The organism is Kitasatospora sp. SolWspMP-SS2h (assembly GCF_003259315.1).
In the GTDB taxonomy this organism is placed as follows: domain Bacteria; phylum Actinomycetota; class Actinomycetes; order Streptomycetales; family Streptomycetaceae; genus Kitasatospora; species Kitasatospora fiedleri.
The window spans coordinates 15,218-34,279 of sequence record NZ_QLLT01000042.1 but is presented as its reverse complement, the minus strand read 5'-3'; the positions used below and the strand labels follow the sequence as shown (position 1 = coordinate 34,279).

Genomic DNA, 19,062 nt, shown 5'->3' with positions numbered 1-19,062 from the left:
GGGAGGGCGGGTCAGAGCGCGGCGGGGGCCGGGTCGGCGCCGGAGAGGCGCTCGGTGCGGGCCAGCGCGGCGGCCCCGGCGATCCGCCGCAGCGCGTCGGGGACGTGCGCGGCGGGCAGGGTGAGCGGCAGCCGCAGGTGCTCCTCGAACGCGCCGTCGACGCCGAACCGGGCCCCGGAGGCGATCCGGACGCCGGTCCGCTCGCCGGCCCGGGCCAGCGCGGTGGCGGGCAGCCCGGGGGTGGCGGCCCACAGCGCGAGGCCGCCGGGCGGCAGGGCGAAGCGCCAGGCGGGGAAGTGCCGGGGCAGCTCGCGGGCGAACGCCTCGGCGGTGGCCCGCAGCTGCGCGTGCCGCTCGGCCCGGATCGCCGGCAGGTGCTCGGTCAGCAGCCGGGCCGCGACCAGCTGCTCCAGCACGGGCGTGCCCAGGTCGTACAGCGCCCGGTCGGCGGCCAGCTTGCGGACCAGGGACGGCTGGGCGCGCAGCCAGCCGATCCGCAGGCCGGGCCAGAGGATCTTGCCGGCCGAGCCGACGGTGATCACCTGGGCGTCCCGGTCGAGCGCGGCCAGCGGGCGGGGCAGGTCGGAGTCGGCGACGCCCCAGCCGAGTTCGGCGCAGGTCTCGTCGGCGATCACGGCGGTGCCGGCGGCCCGGGCGTGGGCCAGCAGGGCGCGGCGCCGCTCCTCGTCGACCAGCGCGCCGGTGGGGTTCTGGAAGTCGGGGATGACGGAGGCCAGCCGGGGCGCGGCGCCGCGCAGCACCCGCTGCCACTGCGCGAGGTCCCAGTCGGCGGGCCCGGCCCCGTCGCCGGTCAGCGGGACGGGCACCAGGCGGGCCCCGGCCCGCTCCAGGGCGCGCAGCGTGTTGGCGTAGCTGGGGGCCTCGACGGCGACCCGGTCGCCGCGCGACAGCAGCGCCTGGTGGGCCAGGTGCAGGGCGCTCATCGCGCCGGTGGTGACCAGCACCTGCTCGGGGCCGGTGGGCAGGCCGCGCTCGGTGTAGCGGCGGGCGACGGCCTCGCGCAGCACCGGCAGTCCGGTCGGGTAGTTGCCGTGCCCGGCGGTGTACGCGGGCAGCCGGGCGACGGCGTGCGCGGCGGCCTCGGCGAGCTGCGGCGGGGCGGTGGGCGCGGCCAGGCCCAGGTCGAGGACGCCGCCCTGGTCGGGGGAGACGGGGTGCAGCGCGTCGGCGGGCGGCGCGGTGCCCTCCGGCAGGGCCGTCCAGGAGCCGGCGCCGCGCCGCGAGCGCAGGTAGCCGTCGGCGCGCAGCGCCTCGTACGCGGCGGCCACGGTGGTGCGGGACAGGTGCAGTTCGGCGGCGAGCTCGCGTTCGGCGGGCAGCCGGGTGCCGACCGGGAGGCGGCCGTCGGCGACCAGCCGGGAGACCTGCGCGGCCAGCGCCCGGTAGGCGGGGCGGCGGCCGTTCGGGGCGGGCAGTTGGCGGGCGAGGGCGTGCGGGGTGAGCGTGCTGTGCCACTCGGCCATCGTCGATCAGTCCACTCGGTTCGGATTGGCCCTGTCGGGTCGGGTTTTGGACTGCCCATAGTGGCGTGCAGCGCCGGAGAACGGCAAGCACCGCACCGAGAAGAGGTCCACCGATGGCGGTCTCCCTGACCCCGCCCCCGTCCCGCACCGACGCGTCGTCCGGTGCCGGCCCGTCACCCACCGACCCGCCCGGCACCGCCCCGGCCCGCAACCCGGTCCGCAACCCGGCCCGCCGCCTGCCCCGCCGGCTCGCCCAGCTCGCCGTCGGCCTGGTGCTGTACGGCGTCTCGATGGGCCTGGTGCTGCGCTCCGCGCTCGGCGGCAACCCGTGGGACGTCTTCCACCAGGGCCTGGCCCGGCACGTCGGGCTGAGCGTGGGCACCTGGGTGACGGTGGTGGGCGCGCTGGTGCTGCTGCTGTGGATACCGCTGCGGCAGAAGCCCGGCGTCGGCACCCTCGGCAACGTCGCCGTCCTCGGCGTGGCCATGGACGCCACCCTCTCCCTCGTCCCGCACCCGCACGCCCTCGCCGTGCGCGTCCCGCTGCTGGCCGCCGGCATCGTCCTCAACGGCCTCGCCTCCGGCCTGTACATCGGCGCCCGGCTCGGCCCCGGCCCCCGCGACGGCCTGATGACCGGCCTGCACCGGCGCACCGGCCGCTCCGTCCGGCTGATCCGCACCGGCATCGAGCTGACCGTGCTGGCCGCCGGCGTCCTCCTCGGCGGCACCTTCGGCCTCGGGACCCTCGCCTACGCCCTGGCGATCGGCCCGCTGGTGCAGTTCTTCCTGCCCCGGCTGACCGTCCCCGAGCAGGGCCCGGCGGCGCCCGCCGGTGCCGCCACTCAGGGGTGAACCGGGGGCGGTCGTCGCAAAGCGACGGTGGAACCTCGTAAGGTCGTCTCCGTGTTGGACGAGATGCGGATACGGGATCTGGGTGTCATCGACGACGCCGTGGTCGAACTCGCCCCCGGCTTCACCGCCGTCACGGGCGAGACCGGCGCGGGCAAGACCATGGTGGTGACCAGCCTCGGTCTGCTGCTCGGCGGCCGGGCCGATCCGGCGCTGGTGCGCAACGGCTCCGAACGGGCGGTGGTGGAGGGGCGGTTGACCCTCGACCCGGACTCGCCGGTGGTGGCCCGCGCCCTGGAGGCCGGGGCCGAGCTGGACGACGGCGAGCTGCTGGTCAGCCGCACCGTCTCCGCCGAGGGCCGCTCCCGGGCGCACGTCGGCGGCCGCTCGGTGCCCGTCGGGCTGCTCGCCGAGCTCGGCGAGGACCTGATCGCGGTGCACGGCCAGACCGACCAGCAGCGGCTGCTGCGCCCCTCCCGGCAGCGCGGCGCGCTGGACCGGTACGCGGGCGAGGCCGTCGCCGAGCCGCTGGCCCGCTACCGCGAGGTGTACCGGGAGCTGCGCCAGGTCTCCGCGACCCTGGAGGAGCTGACCACCCGGGCCCGGGAGCGCGCCCAGGAGGCCGACCTGCTGCGCTTCGGGCTGGAGGAGATCGCCGCCGCCGAACCGGTCGCCGGGGAGGACGCCGAGCTGGCCGTGGAGGCCGAGCGGCTGGGACACGCCGACGCGCTCTCCTCCGCCGCCACGCTCGCGCACGCCGCCCTCGCGGGCGACCCGGCCGACCCGGAGGCCGTCGACGCGGGCACCCTGCTGGCCCAGGCCCGCCGCGCCGTCGACGCGGTGCGCCACCACGACGAGCGGCTGGCCGCGCTGGCCGAGCGGCTCGGCGAGTGCGGCTACCTGCTCGCCGACGTGGCCGGCGACCTCGCCGGGTACGCCGACGACCTGGACGCCGACCCGGTCCGGCTGGCCGCCGTCGAGGACCGCCGGGCCGTGCTGACCCACCTGGTGCGCAAGTACGCGGGCGCCGAGGGCACCCTGGCCGAGGTGGTCGCCTGGGCCGAGACCGGCTCGGTGCGGCTGCTCGAACTCGACGGCGACGACGAGCGGATCGACGAACTCGGCGCGCGGGAGACCGAGTTGCGCACCCGGCTGGCCGACCTGGCGGCCGAGGTCTCGCGGGCCCGGCACGCCGCCGCCGACAAGTTCGCCGCCGCGGTCTCCGACGAGCTCGCCGAACTCGCCATGCCGCACGCCCGGGTGACCTTCGCGATCAGCCGGCTGGACGACCTGGCCGGGATCGAGCTGGAGGGCCGCAGCGTCGCCTACGGCCCGCACGGCGTCGACGAGGTCGAGGTGCTGCTCGCCCCGCACCCCGGCGCCCAGCCCCGCCCGATCGCCAAGGGCGCCTCCGGCGGCGAGCTGTCGCGCGTCATGCTGGCCGTCGAGGTGGTCTTCGCGGGCGCCGACCCCGTCCCCACCTACCTGTTCGACGAGGTCGACGCGGGCGTCGGCGGCAAGGCCGCCGTCGAGATCGGCCGCCGGCTGGCCAAACTCGCCCGCAGCGCGCAGGTCGTGGTGGTCACCCACCTCCCGCAGGTCGCCGCGTTCGCCGACCGGCACCTGGTGGTGGAGAAGACCAACGACGGCGTCGTCACCCGCAGCGGCGTCAAGACGCTCGACGACGAGGAGCGGGTGCGCGAACTCTCCCGGATGCTGGCCGGATTGGAGGACTCCGAACTCGGCCGGGCGCACGCCGAGGAGCTGCTGGAGGCGGCCCGCACGGCCCGCGCCCGCTGACCCGGGACCGGCCGGCACCGCCGCGGGCGACGCGCCAGCGGCGGTGCCGACTGTCCAAGAGGCGGACCGACCTGGCATGGTGGCGAGCGGACACCAGCTGACAACGAGTCGGAGCGAGACAGACGTGGACCCTTCCGCCGCCCGGGCCGCCGCGGCCCACCAGTTGCACGTGGTGCTGGTCCTGGCCGCCGCGACCGGCGGAATCGGCGCCCACGTGCGCTCCCTGACCCGGGGCCTGGTCGCCCACGGCGTCACCGTCACGGTCTGCGCGCCCGAGGGCACCGACCGGCTCTTCGGCTTCTCCCGGGCCGGCGCCCGCCTGCACACCGTCGACATCACCCCGACCTCCGGGGCCCGCAGCGACGCCACCGCGATCGGCGAACTGCGCCGCGCCTTCACCGGCGCCGGCATCGTGCACGCCCACGGCCTGCGGGCCGGCCTGCTGTCCGACCTGGCGCTGCGCACCGCCGGCCGCTTCCCCGGTCTCCGCCCGGAGACCCCGCTGGTGGTCACCTCGCACCACGCTCTGCTCACCACCGGACTCGACCGCCGCCTCCAGCGCCTGATGGAGCGCCGGGTGGTGCGGGCCGCCGACCTGGTCCTCGGCGCCTCCTCCGACCTGGTCGCCCGGGCCCGCGAACTCGGCGCCACCGACGCCCGGCTGGGCCCGGTCGCCGCCCCGCCGATGCCGCCCGGCACCCTGGACCGGGACGACGCCCGCAAGGCGCTGCCCGGCGGCGACGACGGCCGCCCCGTGGTGCTGGCGATCGGCCGGCTCGTCCCGCAGAAGTGCTTCGGGCTGCTGCTCGACGCCGCCGGGCACTTCGCCGCGCCCGGCGCCCCCGCCCCGCGCGTGCTGCTGGCCGGGGACGGCCCCGAGCGGCAGGACCTGCGCGAGCGGATCGCCGCCGAGCAGCTGCCCGTCGAACTGCTCGGCTACCGCACCGACATCCCCGACCTGCTGGCCGCCGCCGACCTGGTGGTGCTCTCCTCCCGCTGGGAGGCCCGCTCGCTGGTCGCCCAGGAGGCCATGCGGGCAGGCGTCCCGGTGGTCGCCACCGCCGTCGGCGGCGTCCCCGAACTGGTCGGCGACGCCGCCGTCCTGGTCCCGTTCGCCGACCCCCGGGCGCTGGGCGCCGCCGTCCGCGACCTGCTCGCCGACCCCGGCCGCCGCGCCGCGCTCTGCGCCGCCGGCCGGGCCCAGGCCGCGACCTGGCCGGACGAGGCGGCCACCGTCGCCCAGGTGCTGTCCATCTACGACGAGCTGGCGCAGCGCCGCCCCTGACCCCCCGTCGACGGCCCGGCCGCCCGGCACCGGCCCGGCCGGCGGGCGGTCAGCCGTTGGACAGGTTGAGCCCGCCCGCCGCGGTCAGCCGCAGGGCGGTGTCGATCAGCGGGACGTGGCTGAACGCCTGCGGGAAGTTGCCGACCTGGCGGCGGGCCCGCGGGTCCCACTCCTCGGCGAGCAGGCCCAGGTCGTTGCGGAGCGCCAGCAGCCGGTCGAACAGCTCGCGGGCCTCGCCGACCCGGCCGATCATCGCCAGGTCGTCGGCCAGCCAGAACGAGCAGGCCAGGAACGCGCCCTCGTGCCCGGACAGCCCGTCGACGTTGTTGCCGTCGTCGTCGTGGGTCGGGTAGCGCAGCACGAAGCCGTCCTCGGTGGACAGTTCGCGCTGGATCGCCTCGATGGTGCCGATGACCCGCTTGTCGTCCGGCGGCAGGAAGCCGACCTGCGGGATCAGCAGCAGCGAGGCGTCCAGCTCCCGGCCGCCGTAGTACTGGGTGAAGGTGTTGCGCTGCGGGTCGTAGCCGCGGGCGCACACGTCGGCGTGGATCTCCTCGCGCAGGGCCGTCCAGCGCTCGGTCAGGCCGGGCGGCTGCTCGTCGGCCTGGGCCAGCAGCTTGAGGGTGCGGTCGACGGCGACCCAGGCCATCACCTTGGAGTGCACGAAGTGCCGGCGCGGGCCGCGGACCTCCCAGATGCCCTCGTCCGGGTTGCGCCAGTGGTCCTCCAGGTACTCGATCAGGCGCAGTTGCAGCTGGTGGGCGTGGTCGTGCCGGGACAGGCCGGACATGGTGGCCAGGTGCAGGGCCTCGACCACCTCGCCGTACACGTCGAGCTGGAGCTGCCCGGCGGCGCCGTTGCCGACCCGGACCGGGCGGGAGTCCTCGTAGCCGGGCAGCCAGTCGAGTTCGGACTCGGTGAGTTCGCGCTCCCCGGCGATGCCGTACATGATCTGCAGGTTCTCCGGGTCGCCGGCCACCGCGCGCAGCAGCCACTCGCGCCAGGCCCGGGCCTCCTCGCGGTAGCCGGTGCGCAGCAGCGAGGACAGGGTGATCGCGGCGTCGCGCAGCCAGGTGTAGCGGTAGTCCCAGTTGCGCTCGCCGCCGAGGTCCTCGGGCAGCGAGGTGGTGGGGGCGGCGACGATGCCGCCGGTGGGGGCGTAGGTGAGCGCCTTGAGGGTGATCAGCGAGCGGACCACGGCCTCCCGGTAGGGGCCCCGGTAGGTGCACTGGTCGACCCAGTCGCGCCAGAACCGCTCGGTGGAGGCCAGCGCGCCCTCGGCGTCCGGCGGGGCGGGGGCCGGCTCGTGCGAGGCCTTCCAGGTCAGGCCGAAGGCGATCCGCTCGCCGGCGGTGACGGTGAAGTCCGCGTACGTGGTCAGGTCGCGCCCGTAGGTCTCGGCGTGGCCGTCCAGCCACACCGAGTCGGGCCCGGCCACGGCGACGGTGCGCTGCCCGACCTCGGGGTGCTCGACCCGGTGCACCCAGGGCACGATCCGGCCGTAGCTGAAGCGCATCCGCACCGCCGAGCGCATCCGGACGGTGCCGGCCAGGCCCTCGACGATCCGGATCATCTGCGGCACGTCGGGCGTCCCGAGCAGGTGGCGGGGCGGCATGAAGTCGATCACCCGGACGGTGCCGTCCCCGGTGTCCCACTCCTGCTCCAGGATCAGCGAGTCGCCCCGGTAGCGGCGCCGGTCGCACGGCACCGCGGGGGCGGCGGCGGTGACCGGCGGGACGCGCAGCTCGCCGCTGTCCAGCAGGGCCGAACGGGGCTCGGGCGCGGCGGGCGGCGGCTCGACCGGGGTGGCCGGGCCGATCCGCCAGAAGCCGTGCTCGTCGGTGCCCAGCAGCCCGGCGAACACCGCGGGGGAGTCGAACCGGGGCAGGCACAGCCAGTCGACCGCGCCGTCCCGGCTGACCAGCGCCGCGGTCTGCATGTCCCCGATCAGCGCGTAGTCCTCGATGCGACCGGCCATGGTTCTCCGTTCCGTGCGGGCCCCGCGGCGGACGGTGCGCACAGGGTCGGGCGAGGATGTCGACGTTTGAGCAGAATACGTGGATTCGGGTGGTTCGGCCGCCCCCACGCGCCCCCACCACCTGCCCGCGCGCGCCGGGGCCCATGCCGGGCCACCGCGTCCGAGCTGCGCCGATGCGCCGTCCGGCCGATCCGCGCCGGGCCGCCGCACCCGGACGCGGACGACCACTCGCCGGGGCACTGATACGCTGGTATCCCGTGGAACTGGTGGGAACGAGGGCCGGGAGCCCCTCCACCGGCGTCACCCTCCGACACGCGACCCACGGGAGCCCCCTCTTGGCACAGCCCCATTCCGGCAAGTCGGCCAACGGCCGCGCCGTGACGACCAAGCACCTCTTCGTCACCGGGGGTGTCGCCTCTTCGCTCGGCAAGGGCCTCACCGCCTCCAGCCTCGGCGCCCTGCTCAAGGCCCGCGGCCTGCGGGTGACGATGCAGAAGCTCGACCCGTACCTCAACGTGGACCCGGGCACCATGAACCCGTTCCAGCACGGTGAGGTCTTCGTCACCGACGACGGCGCCGAGACCGACCTCGACATCGGCCACTACGAGCGCTTCCTCGACACCAACCTGCACGGCTCGGCGAACGTCACCACCGGCCAGGTCTACTCCACCGTGATCGCCAAGGAGCGGCGCGGCGAGTACCTCGGCGACACCGTCCAGGTCATCCCGCACATCACCAACGAGATCAAGTCCCGGATCCGCCGGATGGCGACCGAGGACGTCGACGTGGTGATCACCGAGGTCGGCGGCACCGTCGGCGACATCGAGTCGCTGCCGTTCCTGGAGGCGGTCCGCCAGGTCCGCCACGAGGTCGGCCGGGACAACGTCTTCTTCGTGCACGTCTCGCTGCTGCCGTACATCGGCCCGTCCGGCGAGCTGAAGACCAAGCCCACCCAGCACTCGGTGGCCGCGCTGCGCAACATCGGCATCCAGCCCGACGCGATCGTGCTGCGCGCCGACCGCGAGGTGCCGCAGGCCATCAAGCGCAAGATCTCGCTGATGTGCGACGTCGACGAGGAGGCCGTGGTCGCCGCGATCGACGCCAAGTCGATCTACGACATCCCCAAGGTGCTGCACGGCGAGGGCCTGGACGCGTACGTGGTGCGCCGCCTGGACCTGGCCTTCCGCGACGTGGACTGGACGGTCTGGGACGACCTGCTGCGCCGCGTCCACGAGCCGCAGCACGAGGTCAGGGTCGCGCTGGTCGGCAAGTACATCGACCTGCCGGACGCCTACCTGTCGGTCACCGAGGCGCTGCGGGCCGGCGGCTTCGCCAACAACGCCCGGGTGCAGATCAAGTGGGTCGCCTCGGACGACTGCGAGACCCCCGAGGGCGCGCAGGAGCAGCTCGGCGACGTGGACGCGGTCTGCATCCCCGGCGGCTTCGGCGACCGCGGCGTGGACGGCAAGGTCGCCGCGATCACCTACGCCCGCGAGAACAAGGTGCCGCTGCTGGGCCTGTGCCTGGGCCTCCAGTGCGTGGTCATCGAGGCCGCCCGCAACCTGGCCGGCCTGCCGGAGGCCAACTCCACCGAGTTCGACGCCGCCGCGAAGTACCCGGTGATCTCGACCATGGCCGAGCAGCTGGCCATCGTCGACGGCAAGGGCGACCTGGGCGGCACCATGCGCCTGGGCCTGTACCCGGCGAAGCTCGCCGAGGGCTCGATCGTGCGCGAGGTGTACGGCGGCGAGCAGTACGTCGAGGAGCGCCACCGCCACCGCTACGAGGTCAACAACGCCTACCGCGCCGACCTGGAGAAGACCGGCCTGCAGTTCTCCGGGCTCTCCCCGAAGGGCGACCTGGTCGAGTACGTCGAGTACCCGCGCGAGGTGCACCCCTACCTGGTCGCCACCCAGGCCCACCCCGAGCTGAAGTCCCGCCCGACCCGCCCGCACCCGCTGTTCGCGGGGCTGGTCGCGGCGGCGATCGACCGCAAGATCGGCTGAACGCCCCGCGACACGCCGGAGCGCCCGCCGGGATCCTCCCGGCGGGCGCTCCGGCGTGTCGCGGGGCGGCGTCCGGTAGATTGTGTCTATCTGACGAGAAGGGGTGGTGCCCGGTGGCCGGGATTCACGACGTGGCCGAGGAGTGGGACGTCCGGGACGGGAGCACGCCCTTCCGGGGCAAGGTGACCGGCGTGCGCAGCGAGCAGGTCCGGATGCCCGACGGGACGTGGGCGCAGCGCGACTACCAGCTGCACCCCGGGTCGGTCGCGGTGCTCGCGCTCGACGGGGACGGGCGGGTGCTGACCCTGCGCCAGTACCGGCACCCCGTCCGGCACCGGCTCTGGGAACTCCCGGCGGGGCTGCTCGACGTCCCCGGCGAGAACCCGCTGCACGCGGCGCAGCGGGAGCTCTTCGAGGAGGCCCACACCAAGGCCGGGCACTGGCGCGTCCTGGTCGACTTCTTCACCTCGCCCGGCGGCAGCGACGAGGCGGTCCGGCTCTTCCTCGCGACCGACCTGTCGGACGCGGACGGCGAGCGCTACGAGGCGCACGGCGAGGAGCTGGAACTGGAGGCGGCCCGGGTGCCGCTGGAGGAACTCGTCCGGCTGGTCCTGGCGGGCGAACTCCACAACCCGACCCTGGTCACCGGGGTCCTGGCGCTCGGCGCGGCCCTGGCGGGCGAGGGCCTCGACGCGCTGCGGCCCGCCGACGCGCAGTGGCCGGCCCGGCCGTACTGAGGGCGAACGACCGGGGGCGCGGGGAGAACCGCCGTGCCGGACGGTGCGAAACCGGGGGCGCGGGGGACTGCGCGACCGGCCGGGTGAACGTCGGCGGGATCGCGGGACAGGGCGACCCGTCGTGCCGCGTCGCGGTCCGGCCGCGGGTGCACGGTGGGCCGCGCAGTTCCCCGCGCAGTTCCCCGCGCCCCCGGTTCCGCCTTGTCGCGCGGGTCTCCCCGCGCCCCCGGTTCCGGCTTCGCTTTGCTCCAGCGAGGTGATTCGGCCGTTGGTCATACCGGGGCGTCTCGGCGGGGCGGGGTGACCGAACTACGCTTCGCGGACAGGGCCCGGTGCGCGGGTCGGGTTCGCTGGGCGACGGGTCGGGAGTGGCGCGGGTGGCGAGGAAGACGGCGGCGGTGGCCGAGGCGGCCGGGATCTTCGACGCGTTGCCCGCGGGGGCCCGGCCGTTCGCCGGGCGGGGGGCGGAGCTGGCGGCGCTGACGCTCGCCGCGGGGCGGCCCGCGCAGGGGCGCGGGCGGCTGCTGGTGCTGGCGGGGCGGCCCGGTTCGGGGCGCAGCGCGCTCGCGGTGCGGTGGGCGAGGTCGGTGGCCGGCGACCACCCGGACGGGCTGCTGTACGCGCGGCTGTCCGCGCCGGACGGCAGCCGGGTGGGGGCCGGGCGGGCCGCCCGGATGCTGCTGGACCAGCTGGGCGAGCGGCCCGGCGCGGCGCTGCTGCCCGGCGCGGCCGAGGAGGACCCGGCCTGCGAGGCGCTGCGCGAGGCGCTCGGGCAGCGCCGGGCGCTGGTGCTGCTGGACGACGTCCGGGACGCCGGGCAGGTGTGGCCGCTGCTGGCGGAGAAGACCGAGTCGCTGCTGCTGGCCACCACCTCGGGGCCGCTGACGGGCATCGACGGCATCGACCCGGTGATCCTCGGCGGACTGGACCACCGGGCCGCGGTGGACCTGCTGGGTGAGCTGGTCGGCGGGACCAGGATCTCCTGCGACCCGGTGGGCGCCGCCGACCTGGCCGAGGCGTGCGCCAACCGCCCGGCCGCGCTGCGCCTGGCGGCGGGCTGGCTGCGCACCGAGCCCCGGCTGGCGGTCACCGACGCCGCCGCCCGGCTGCGCACCGTCCCGGGGCCCGTCCCGGCGGCGGTGGAGGGGCCGCAGCGGCCCGCGGACCCGGAGCGGGAGACGGTGCCGGTGGTGGAGGGCGACCCGCTGCGCGGGGCGTTCGAGCTGGCGTACCGGCGGCTGCCCGCGGCCCGGGCCCGGCTGCTGCGGCTGTGCACGCTGGCGCCCGGCCAGCGGGTCGACCTGCGCACGGCGTCCGCGCTGGTGGGCTGCCCGGCGCCGGAGGCGGGGGCGGCGCTGGCCGAGCTGGAGCAGCTGGAGCTGCTGGAGCGCGAGCCGGACGCGGCGGACGGCACCGCGCGCCACCGGGTGCCGGGCCGGCTCCACGGGCGGCTGGTGGAGCTGCGCGGGGAGGCCGACCGCCCGTCCGAGGTGGAGCTGGCCCGGGCCCGGCTGCTGGAACGGCTGGTGCGGCTGGTGGACTCGGCCCGCCTGCTGCTGGACCCGGCGGCCGGCCCCAACCCGGACCCGCTGCCCGGCCCGCTGCGGCTGCGCACCGCCGCGCACGCCGAGGGCTGGCTGCTGGGGGAGCGCGAGCTCCTGCTGACGGCCGTCGCCGACGCGGTCGGCCAGGGCGACCTGGACGGCTCCGCGGGCCGCCTGGTCACCGCCCTGCTGCGGGCCCTGCCGCTGACCGGCGAGGCCGCCCCCGCCGACCTGCACGCCCTGCACGAGTCGGTGCTGAAGGTCGCCGAGCGGCAGGGCAACCCGCGCCGGGCCGCCGCCGCGCTGCTGAACCTGGGCGACCTGCAGGCCGCCGCCGGGCGCTGGGAGCAGGCGGGCGAGCGCTACCGCCGGGCCGTCGAGCTGGCCCGCGGGGCGGGCGACGAGGCGGGCTGCGCCCGCGCGCTGGAGGGCGTGGGCCACGGCCACCGGGCGCTCGGCGACCCGCTGCGCGCCGCCGACGCGTACGGGCGGGCCCTGGTGCTGCGGCAGGCGCTGGGCGACCAGCCGGCCGAGGCCCGGCTGCTGGTGCGCCTGGCGGAGGCGCACACCGGGCTGCGGCGCTTCGAGGAGGCGCTGCGCGAGTACCGCTCGGCGGCCGCGGTGCTGCGCCGCACCGGCGACGGGCGGGGCGAGCGGGAGGTCGCGGCGCTGGCCGCGCGGCTCCAGCGGCACCTCGGCCAGGAGGGCCGGCACCCGCTTCCGGAGTAATGTCGTAGATGCGGGGTTCGCCCCGCAATGTGGCCCCGGAAGGCATGCAAGCCTACGAACCTGCCAATCGGTCCGGCTGATTTGGTCACTTTGGAAGGCTGACACGCCGACTGGGCTTCATTACACTCGAACTCAGTCGCGCATAGGTCCATGCACCGGCCTGTCCGTTGTGCCCTTCATGTGCGTCGCCCGCCGGGCTTCCCCGGCAGGTATCCCCCATGGCAAGAGGACGTGTTAGCCGTGAAGGTCGGCATCCCCCGCGAGGTCAAGAACCACGAGTACCGCGTGGCCATCACGCCTGCCGGTGTGCATGAGCTGGTCCGCAACGGCCACGAGGTCGTCATCGAGGACAACGCCGGCGTCGGCTCCTCGATCCCCAACGAGGAGTACGTGGCCGCCGGTGCCACCATCCTCCCCACCGCCGACGAGGTGTGGGCCGCGGCCGACATGATCCTCAAGGTGAAGGAGCCCATCGCGCAGGAGTACCACCGCCTGCGCAAGGGCCAGACCCTCTTCACCTACCTCCACCTGGCCGCCGACCGGGCCGGCACCGACGCGCTGGTCGCCTCCGGCACCACCGCGATCGCCTACGAGACGGTGCAGCTGCCCAACGGCGCGCTGCCGCTGCTCGCCCCGATGTCCGAGGTCGCGGGCCGGCTGGCCCCGCAGGTCGGCTCCTACCACCTGATGCGCCCGGCCGGCGGCCGCGGCGTGCTGCCCGGCGGCGTGCCCGGCACCCACCCGGCCAAGGCGGTCGTCATCGGCGGCGGCGTCTCCGGCTGGCACGCGGCCACCATCGCCATCGGCATGGGCTACGAGGTGACCCTGCTCGACCGCGACATCAACAAGCTGCGCGAGGCCGACAAGGTCTTCGGCACCAAGGTCAAGGCGATCGTCTCCAACTCCTTCGAGCTGGAGAAGGCCGTCGTCGAGGCCGACCTGGTGATCGGCGCCGTGCTGATCCCGGGCGCCAAGGCCCCCAAGCTGGTCACCAACGAACTGGTCGCCAAGATGAAGCCGGGCTCCGTGCTCGTCGACATCGCCATCGACCAGGGCGGCTGCTTCGAGGACTCGCACCCCACCACGCACGCCGAGCCGACCTTCCAGGTCCACGACTCGGTCTTCTACTGCGTGGCCAACATGCCGGGCGCCGTCCCCAACACCTCCACCTACGCGCTCACCAACGCGACCCTGCCGTACGTGGTCGAGCTGGCCAACCGCGGCTGGAAGGAGGCGCTGCGCCGGGACGCCGCGCTCGCCCAGGGCCTGAACGTGCACGAGGGCCAGATCACCTTCCCGGCCGTCGCCGAGGCCTTCGGCCTGGAGTCGGTCTCCCTGGAGAGCGTGCTCGCCTGACGCCCCCTCACCCGCTGTCGCCCCCGGCCGTCCTTCCCCTTCGCGCCGGGGGCTTTGGCGTGCCCGGGGGCGGTCGGCGGCCCGGTGGTGACCGCCGGCGGTCAATTCCGGTGCGGTTTGTCACCCGCTCTGTCGACAAGGACACCTGACAGGCCCTCACGGCCCGCCGCGGGGGCGGAAACGTTAGGCTCGTGTCTTGACACGGGGTGGGTGAAAGGCCGACACACGCGGCCCACTACCGTGGATTGTGTTGCTGCGAATGCCCGAAACGGCCTAGAGTCGCAAAACGTTGGCATGCTGCCACGCTGACGAATCGACATAGAGTCCTGGATGTCCAAGGAGGTAAGACGACTTGTGAATGAGTCGACATTTGCTCCCGGGGGTGGTCAGCCAGGACTGGCGGAGCTCTCCGCCGGGCAGCCGAACGAGGAAGCCCGGCAGGCCACGGTGGGGGCGCAGGAGGTCGGCTCGGTCGCGGTCCGCACCTTCGAGGCCCGCCAGAGCGCGGCGGCAGCCGCCACCGACTACGACGCCGACTTCGCCGCGTACGGCCTGGCCTACAGCGAACTCGGCTACGGGCCCTACGACGACCCGGACGCCGAGTACGAGCCCGACCCCGAGTACGCCGCCACCCTGGCCCCCGACGCGGCCCGCCAGCGCCGCGAGCGGGTCGGCCCGACCGGCCGCCCGCTGCCGTACTTCCCGATCCCCGCGCCGCTCGCCGAGCACGGCCCCGCGCAGATCATCGCGATGTGCAACCAGAAGGGCGGCGTCGGCAAGACCACCTCCACCATCAACCTGGGCGCGGCGCTCGCCGAGTACGGCCGCCGGGTCCTGCTGGTGGACTTCGACCCGCAGGGCGCGCTCTCGGTCGGCCTCGGCGTCAACCCGATGGAACTCGACGTCACCGTCTACAACCTGCTCATGGAGCGGGGCCTGACGGCCGACGAGGTCCTGCTGAAGACCGCCATCCCCGGCATGGACCTGCTGCCGTCCAACATCGACCTGTCGGCCGCCGAGGTGCAGCTGGTCAGCGAGGTCGCCCGGGAGTCGGCGCTGGCCCGCGCGCTCAAGCCGCTGCTGCCCGACTACGACTACGTCATCATCGACTGCCAGCCCTCGCTGGGCCTGCTCACCGTCAACGCCCTGACCGCCGCGCACAGCGTCATCGTCCCGCTGGAGTGCGAGTTCTTCGCGCTGCGCGGTGTCGCGCTGCTCACCGAGACCATCGAGAAGGTCTGCGAGCGGCTCAACCCCGAGCTGCGGCTGGACGGCATCCTGGCCACCATGTACGACTCGCGCACCGTGCACTCGCGCGAGGTGCTGGCCCGGGTCGTCGAGGCGTTCGGCGAGCACGTCTTCCACACCGTCATCGGGCGGACCGTCAGGTTCCCGGAGACCACCGTGGCCGGCGAGCCGATCACCACCTACGCCACCAACTCGGTCGGCGCGGCCGCCTACCGCCAGCTCGCCAGGGAGGTGCTCGACCGGTGCCGCCCCGCCGAGTGAGCCTCCCGGGGGCCGACGAACTGTTCCGGTCAACCGGCGGAATGGCCCTGTCGCCCTCGCTCGCGCGCAACAACGGCAACGGCTCCGGCCCCGCGAACGGCACCGTTCCGGTGAACGGCGCGGCCCCCGCCGGGCAGGAACCCCCCGGGAGCGGCGAGGGCGCCGCTCCCGCACCGCGCGCCGTCGAGGTGCCGGCCGCCAGACCGGAGGCTGCCCCGGCGGCCCCTGCGGGGCGCGCGGAGGACCCCGCAGAGGCCCGCCGGACGGCCCCGGCCACGGTGCGCGGACGCGGACGGGCCCGGCGGCCCTCCGGGCGGGAGCGGCACGACGAGAAGATCACCGTGTACGTGTCCGCCGAGGAACTGATGGACCTGGAGCACGCCCGCCTGGTGCTGCGCGGTGAGCACGGCCTGGCCGTGGACCGCGGACGGGTCGTCCGCGAGGCCGTCGCGGTGGTCCTGGCGGACCTGGAGCAGCGCGGCGAGGCGTCGATCCTGGTGCGCCGGCTGCGCGGACGCTGAGGGCCGCCGCGGGACGCCGCGCGGGCGGGCCGCCCGGCCGGGCGCGCGGTCTCCCCGCGCCCCGGTGCCGCGTCCGCCCCGCGCCCCGGGGCGTCTGCCAGAATGGTCCGTTATGGCGTTCCAGGTCCGATTGGAGAACTTCGAGGGGCCGTTCGACCTGCTGCTCGGACTGATCGCCAAGCACCGGCTGGACGTCACCGAGGTGGCGCTGTCGAAGGTCACCGACGAGTTCGTCGCGCACATCAGGGCGATGGGCCCGGAGTGGGACCTGGACGCGGCGACCGAGTTCCTGGTGGTCGCGGCGACCCTGCTGGACCTCAAGGCGGCCCGGCTGCTGCCCGCCGCCGAGGTCGAGGACGAGGAGGACCTGGCGCTGCTGGAGGCGCGCGACCTGCTGTTCGCGCGGCTGCTGCAGTACCGGGCGTACAAGAAGGTCGCGGCGCTGTTCGCGGAGCGCTGGGAGGGCGAGGCGCTGCGCCGGCCGCGGACGGTCGCGCTGGAGCCGCAGTACGCGCTGCTGCTGCCCGAGGTGGTGCTGTCGATCGGCCCGGAGCGCTTCGCCCGGCTGGCGGCGAAGGCGTTCGCGCCCAGGCCGCGGCCGGTGGTGTACGTCGACCACATCCACGTGCCGCCGGTGAGCGTGCGCGAACAGGCCGCGCTGGTGGTGGAGCGGCTGCGCGCGCTCGGCACGGCCACCTTCGGGCAGCTGGCGGCCGACGCGGACGGCACCCTGGTGGTGGTGGCCCGGTTCCTGGCGCTGCTGGAGCTGTACCGGGAGCGGGCGCTGGCCTTCGAGCAGCCGCTGGCCCTGGAGGAACTGCTGGTCCGCTGGGTCGCCGCGGACGGCCGGGCGGTCGAGGTCACCGACGAGTTCGACCGCCCGGCGGGCGGCGGCGAGGAAGGCGGTACGGCATGACGGAGCGGCCCGCACGCCGGTCCCTGGGACTGCCGGGCGCGCACCGGCCCGGGGAGTGGCAGGAGTCGGCGTACCCGGACGGCGCCCGGACCGAACCGGTGGAGCGCGTCCTGGCGCTGCCGGAACCGGAACCGGAACCGGGATCGGAACGGGGACCGGAGCCGGAACCGGGACCGGAGCCGGCCCCCGGAGCGGTGGCGGCGCCGGAGCCGGGGGGCGTCCCGCTGCGGGCGGCGCTGGAGGCGGTGCTGATGGTCGCCGACGAGCCGGTGGCGGAGGGCAGGCTGGCCGCCGTGCTGGACGCGCCGAAGGGCGAAGTGGCCGCTGTGCTGCGGGAGTTGGCCGACGAGTACACGGCGCAGGGGCGCGGTTTCGAGCTGCGGCAGGTGGCCGGCGGGTGGCGGTTCTACAGCCGCGCGGAGTGCGCCGAGGCGGTCGAGCGGTTCGTGCTGGACGGGCAGCAGGCCCGGCTGACGCAGGCCGCCCTGGAGACGCTGGCGGTGGTCGCGTACCGGCAGCCGGTGTCGCGCGGGCGGGTTTCCGCGGTCCGTGGTGTGAACTGCGACGGCGTGATGCGTACCCTGGTACAGCGAGGACTGGTCGAAGAAGCCGGCACCGAGCCCGAGACCGGAGCGATCCTGTATCGGACGACGAACTACTTCCTGGAACGGATGGGGCTGCGCGGCCTGGACGAGCTGCCGGAGCTCGCGCCCTTCCTGCCCGAGGTCGACGACGTGGAAGCGGAGTCCCTGGAGGGCACGATGATCGCGCAGGCGGTCGCCGCCGCACAGGAAGGGCCGAGGCCGAACCAGGCCGACCAGACGGATATCGACGTACGGACATTTTGATGCGTAGCAGTGGCAACGGTGGCAACGGCAGGAACAGCGGCGGCGGTGGCGGCGGCCAGGGCCGGGGCGGGCAGGGCGGCCGCGGCGGCCAGCAGGGCGGGGGCCGGGGCGGATCGTCGTCCTACGGCGGCGGCAGCGGTGGCGGCCAGGGCCGCGGCGGGCAGGGCGGCCGCGGCGGTTCGGGCGCGGGCTCGTACGGCGGTGGCGGCGCCCGCGGCGGTTCGGGCTCCGGCTCGTACGGCGGCGGGAGCGGCACCCGGGGCGGTTCGGGCTCGTACGGCGGCGGGCAGTCCGCGCGCGGCGGTTCGGGCTCCGGCTCGTACGGCGCGGGCTCGCGCGGCGGCAGTGGCGGCGGGCGGGGCGAGGAGCGGCGCTACCCGGACCGCCCGCTGCGCCCGGAGGAGCGCCGGTACGACCGCCCCGAGTACGGCGGCGGGCCGAACGCGACGCCCGGCCGCGGCGCGTACGACTCCCGCAAGCCCGGGGCCGCGCCCCGGCCGCGCCGGGAGGGGCAGGGCGCGCCCGGCGACCCGCGGCGCCAGCCGCAGCGCTCCCGGGAGCTCCAGGGCCGGATCGAGGACCGGGTGCTGGCCCGGCACGAGGGCCCCGGCAAGGAGGTCGGCGAGGACGGCGAGCGCCTGCAGAAGGTGCTCGCGCGGGCCGGCATGGGCAGCCGCCGGGCCTGCGAGGAGCTGATCGCGCAGGGCCGGGTCGAGGTCAACGGCGAGCCGGTGCTGGAGCAGGGCCGCCGGGTCGACCCGGTGAAGGACGAGATCAAGGTGGACGGCCTGACCGTCGCCACCCAGTCCTACCTGTTCTTCGCGCTCAACAAGCCGGCCGGCGTGGTCTCCACCATGGAGGACCCGGAGGGCCGGCAGTGCCTGGGCGACTACGTGACCAACCGGGAGACCCGGCTGTTCCACGTCGGCCGACTGGACACCGAGACCGAGGGCATCATCCTGCTCACCAACCACGGCGAGCTGGCCCACCGCCTCACCCACCCCCGGTACGGCGTCACCAAGACCTACCTGGCGGCGATCCAGGGCCCGCTGCCGCGCGACCTGGGCAAGACGCTCGCCAAGGGCGTCGAGCTGGAGGACGGCTGGGCCCGCGCCGACAGCTTCAAGGTGGTCTCCAACCTCGGCAAGAACTACCTGGTCGAGGTGACCCTGCACGAGGGCCGCAAGCACATCGTGCGCCGGCTGATGGCCGAGGTCGGCTTCCCGGTCGAGAAGCTGGTGCGCACCGCGTTCGGCCCGATCTCGCTGGGCGACCAGAAGTCCGGCTGGCTGCGCCGCCTGACCAACCCCGAGGTCGGCACCCTGATGCGCGAGGTCGGCCTGTAGCCGAGACCGCCACCGGAGCCCGTCCGCCGTGCCACGGCGGACGGGCTCCGGCGCGTGCGCGGACCGGCTTTGCCGGGTCTTGACATGTGAGGCGCACCGCACGGCCTTGCCATCGTTCCGCCCGGTGGCAGAAGATTGCCACCGAAGTTCGCCCC

14 protein-coding genes are annotated in these 19,062 nt (G+C 75.4%); 12 read left to right on the top strand and 2 right to left on the bottom strand.

The window, feature by feature from the left end:
* Positions 1-11: 11 nt before the first annotated feature.
* Positions 12-1,484, bottom strand: coding sequence for a PLP-dependent aminotransferase family protein (locus K353_RS31910; protein ID WP_111556971.1), 1,473 nt, complete (start codon positions 1,482-1,484; stop codon positions 12-14).
* A 113-nt stretch (positions 1,485-1,597) separates the two neighbouring features.
* Between K353_RS31910 and K353_RS31905 the strand changes: the two genes are divergently transcribed.
* From K353_RS31905 to K353_RS31895, 3 genes are all read left to right on the top strand, one after another.
* Positions 1,598-2,335, top strand: coding sequence for a YitT family protein (locus K353_RS31905; protein ID WP_111556970.1), 738 nt, complete (start codon positions 1,598-1,600; stop codon positions 2,333-2,335).
* Positions 2,336-2,398: 63 nt separating this feature from the next.
* Positions 2,399-4,132: a DNA repair protein RecN gene (gene recN, locus K353_RS31900; RefSeq protein ID WP_111556983.1), complete on the top strand. Its 1,734-nt coding sequence runs from the start codon at positions 2,399-2,401 to the stop codon at positions 4,130-4,132.
* A 124-nt stretch (positions 4,133-4,256) separates the two neighbouring features.
* The gene (locus K353_RS31895) at positions 4,257-5,417 is read left to right on the top strand and encodes a glycosyltransferase family 4 protein (RefSeq protein ID WP_111556969.1); all 1,161 of its coding nucleotides are present in this window, start codon (positions 4,257-4,259) and stop codon (positions 5,415-5,417) included.
* 49 nt (positions 5,418-5,466) lie between these two features.
* On the opposite strand, the gene K353_RS31890 is transcribed toward K353_RS31895, so the two are convergent.
* On the bottom strand, positions 5,467-7,395 hold the full coding sequence (locus K353_RS31890) for a glycoside hydrolase family 15 protein (RefSeq protein WP_111556968.1): 1,929 nt from the start codon (positions 7,393-7,395) through the stop codon (positions 5,467-5,469).
* A 335-nt stretch (positions 7,396-7,730) separates the two neighbouring features.
* On the opposite strand from K353_RS31890, the gene K353_RS31885 reads away from it, so the two are divergent.
* The 9 genes from K353_RS31885 to K353_RS31845 all read left to right on the top strand — a co-directional run bounded on the left by K353_RS31885 (position 7,731) and on the right by K353_RS31845 (position 18,907).
* Positions 7,731-9,401, top strand: a complete 1,671-nt coding sequence (locus K353_RS31885) for a CTP synthase (protein ID WP_305000343.1) — start codon at positions 7,731-7,733, stop codon at positions 9,399-9,401.
* Positions 9,402-9,514: 113 nt separating this feature from the next.
* Positions 9,515-10,138 (top strand): NUDIX hydrolase, encoded by a 624-nt coding sequence (locus K353_RS31880; protein ID WP_111556967.1) that lies wholly within the window; start codon positions 9,515-9,517, stop codon positions 10,136-10,138.
* A 377-nt stretch (positions 10,139-10,515) separates the two neighbouring features.
* Positions 10,516-12,411, top strand: coding sequence for a tetratricopeptide repeat protein (locus K353_RS31875; protein WP_146616635.1), 1,896 nt, complete (start codon positions 10,516-10,518; stop codon positions 12,409-12,411).
* 240 nt (positions 12,412-12,651) lie between these two features.
* Positions 12,652-13,767 (top strand): alanine dehydrogenase, encoded by a 1,116-nt coding sequence (ald, locus tag K353_RS31870; RefSeq protein ID WP_111556965.1) that lies wholly within the window; start codon positions 12,652-12,654, stop codon positions 13,765-13,767.
* Between the two features lie 447 nt (positions 13,768-14,214).
* Positions 14,215-15,276, top strand: coding sequence for a ParA family protein (locus K353_RS31865; protein ID WP_199528312.1), 1,062 nt, complete (start codon positions 14,215-14,217; stop codon positions 15,274-15,276).
* A 41-nt stretch (positions 15,277-15,317) separates the two neighbouring features.
* Positions 15,318-15,797: a hypothetical protein gene (locus K353_RS31860; protein WP_111556964.1), complete on the top strand. Its 480-nt coding sequence runs from the start codon at positions 15,318-15,320 to the stop codon at positions 15,795-15,797.
* Positions 15,798-15,909: 112 nt separating this feature from the next.
* Entirely contained in the window at positions 15,910-16,713 is an 804-nt protein-coding gene (locus K353_RS31855; protein WP_111556963.1) for a ScpA family protein, read from the top strand.
* Positions 16,710-17,561, top strand: coding sequence for an SMC-Scp complex subunit ScpB (gene scpB / locus K353_RS31850; RefSeq protein WP_111556962.1), 852 nt, complete (start codon positions 16,710-16,712; stop codon positions 17,559-17,561). Before K353_RS31855 ends, scpB begins: the two co-directional genes overlap by 4 nt.
* Positions 17,561-18,907, top strand: coding sequence for a pseudouridine synthase (locus K353_RS31845; protein WP_111556961.1), 1,347 nt, complete (start codon positions 17,561-17,563; stop codon positions 18,905-18,907). Before scpB ends, K353_RS31845 begins: the two co-directional genes overlap by 1 nt.
* Positions 18,908-19,062: the final 155 nt, after the last annotated feature.

Excerpts from the sequence above, each read along its gene's own strand:
- K353_RS31910 (WP_111556971.1), bottom strand. The coding sequence starts at position 1,484 with ATGGCCGAGTGGCACAGCACGCTCACCCCGCACGCCCTCGCCCGCCAA.
- K353_RS31905 (WP_111556970.1), top strand. The coding sequence starts at position 1,598 with ATGGCGGTCTCCCTGACCCCGCCCCCGTCCCGCACCGACGCGTCGTCC.
- recN (WP_111556983.1), top strand. The coding sequence starts at position 2,399 with ATGCGGATACGGGATCTGGGTGTCATCGACGACGCCGTGGTCGAACTC.
- K353_RS31890 (WP_111556968.1), bottom strand. The coding sequence starts at position 7,395 with ATGGCCGGTCGCATCGAGGACTACGCGCTGATCGGGGACATGCAGACC.
- K353_RS31860 (WP_111556964.1), top strand. The coding sequence starts at position 15,318 with ATGGCCCTGTCGCCCTCGCTCGCGCGCAACAACGGCAACGGCTCCGGC.
- K353_RS31855 (WP_111556963.1), top strand. The coding sequence starts at position 15,910 with ATGGCGTTCCAGGTCCGATTGGAGAACTTCGAGGGGCCGTTCGACCTG.
- scpB (WP_111556962.1), top strand. The coding sequence starts at position 16,710 with ATGACGGAGCGGCCCGCACGCCGGTCCCTGGGACTGCCGGGCGCGCAC.
- K353_RS31845 (WP_111556961.1), top strand. The coding sequence starts at position 17,561 with ATGCGTAGCAGTGGCAACGGTGGCAACGGCAGGAACAGCGGCGGCGGT.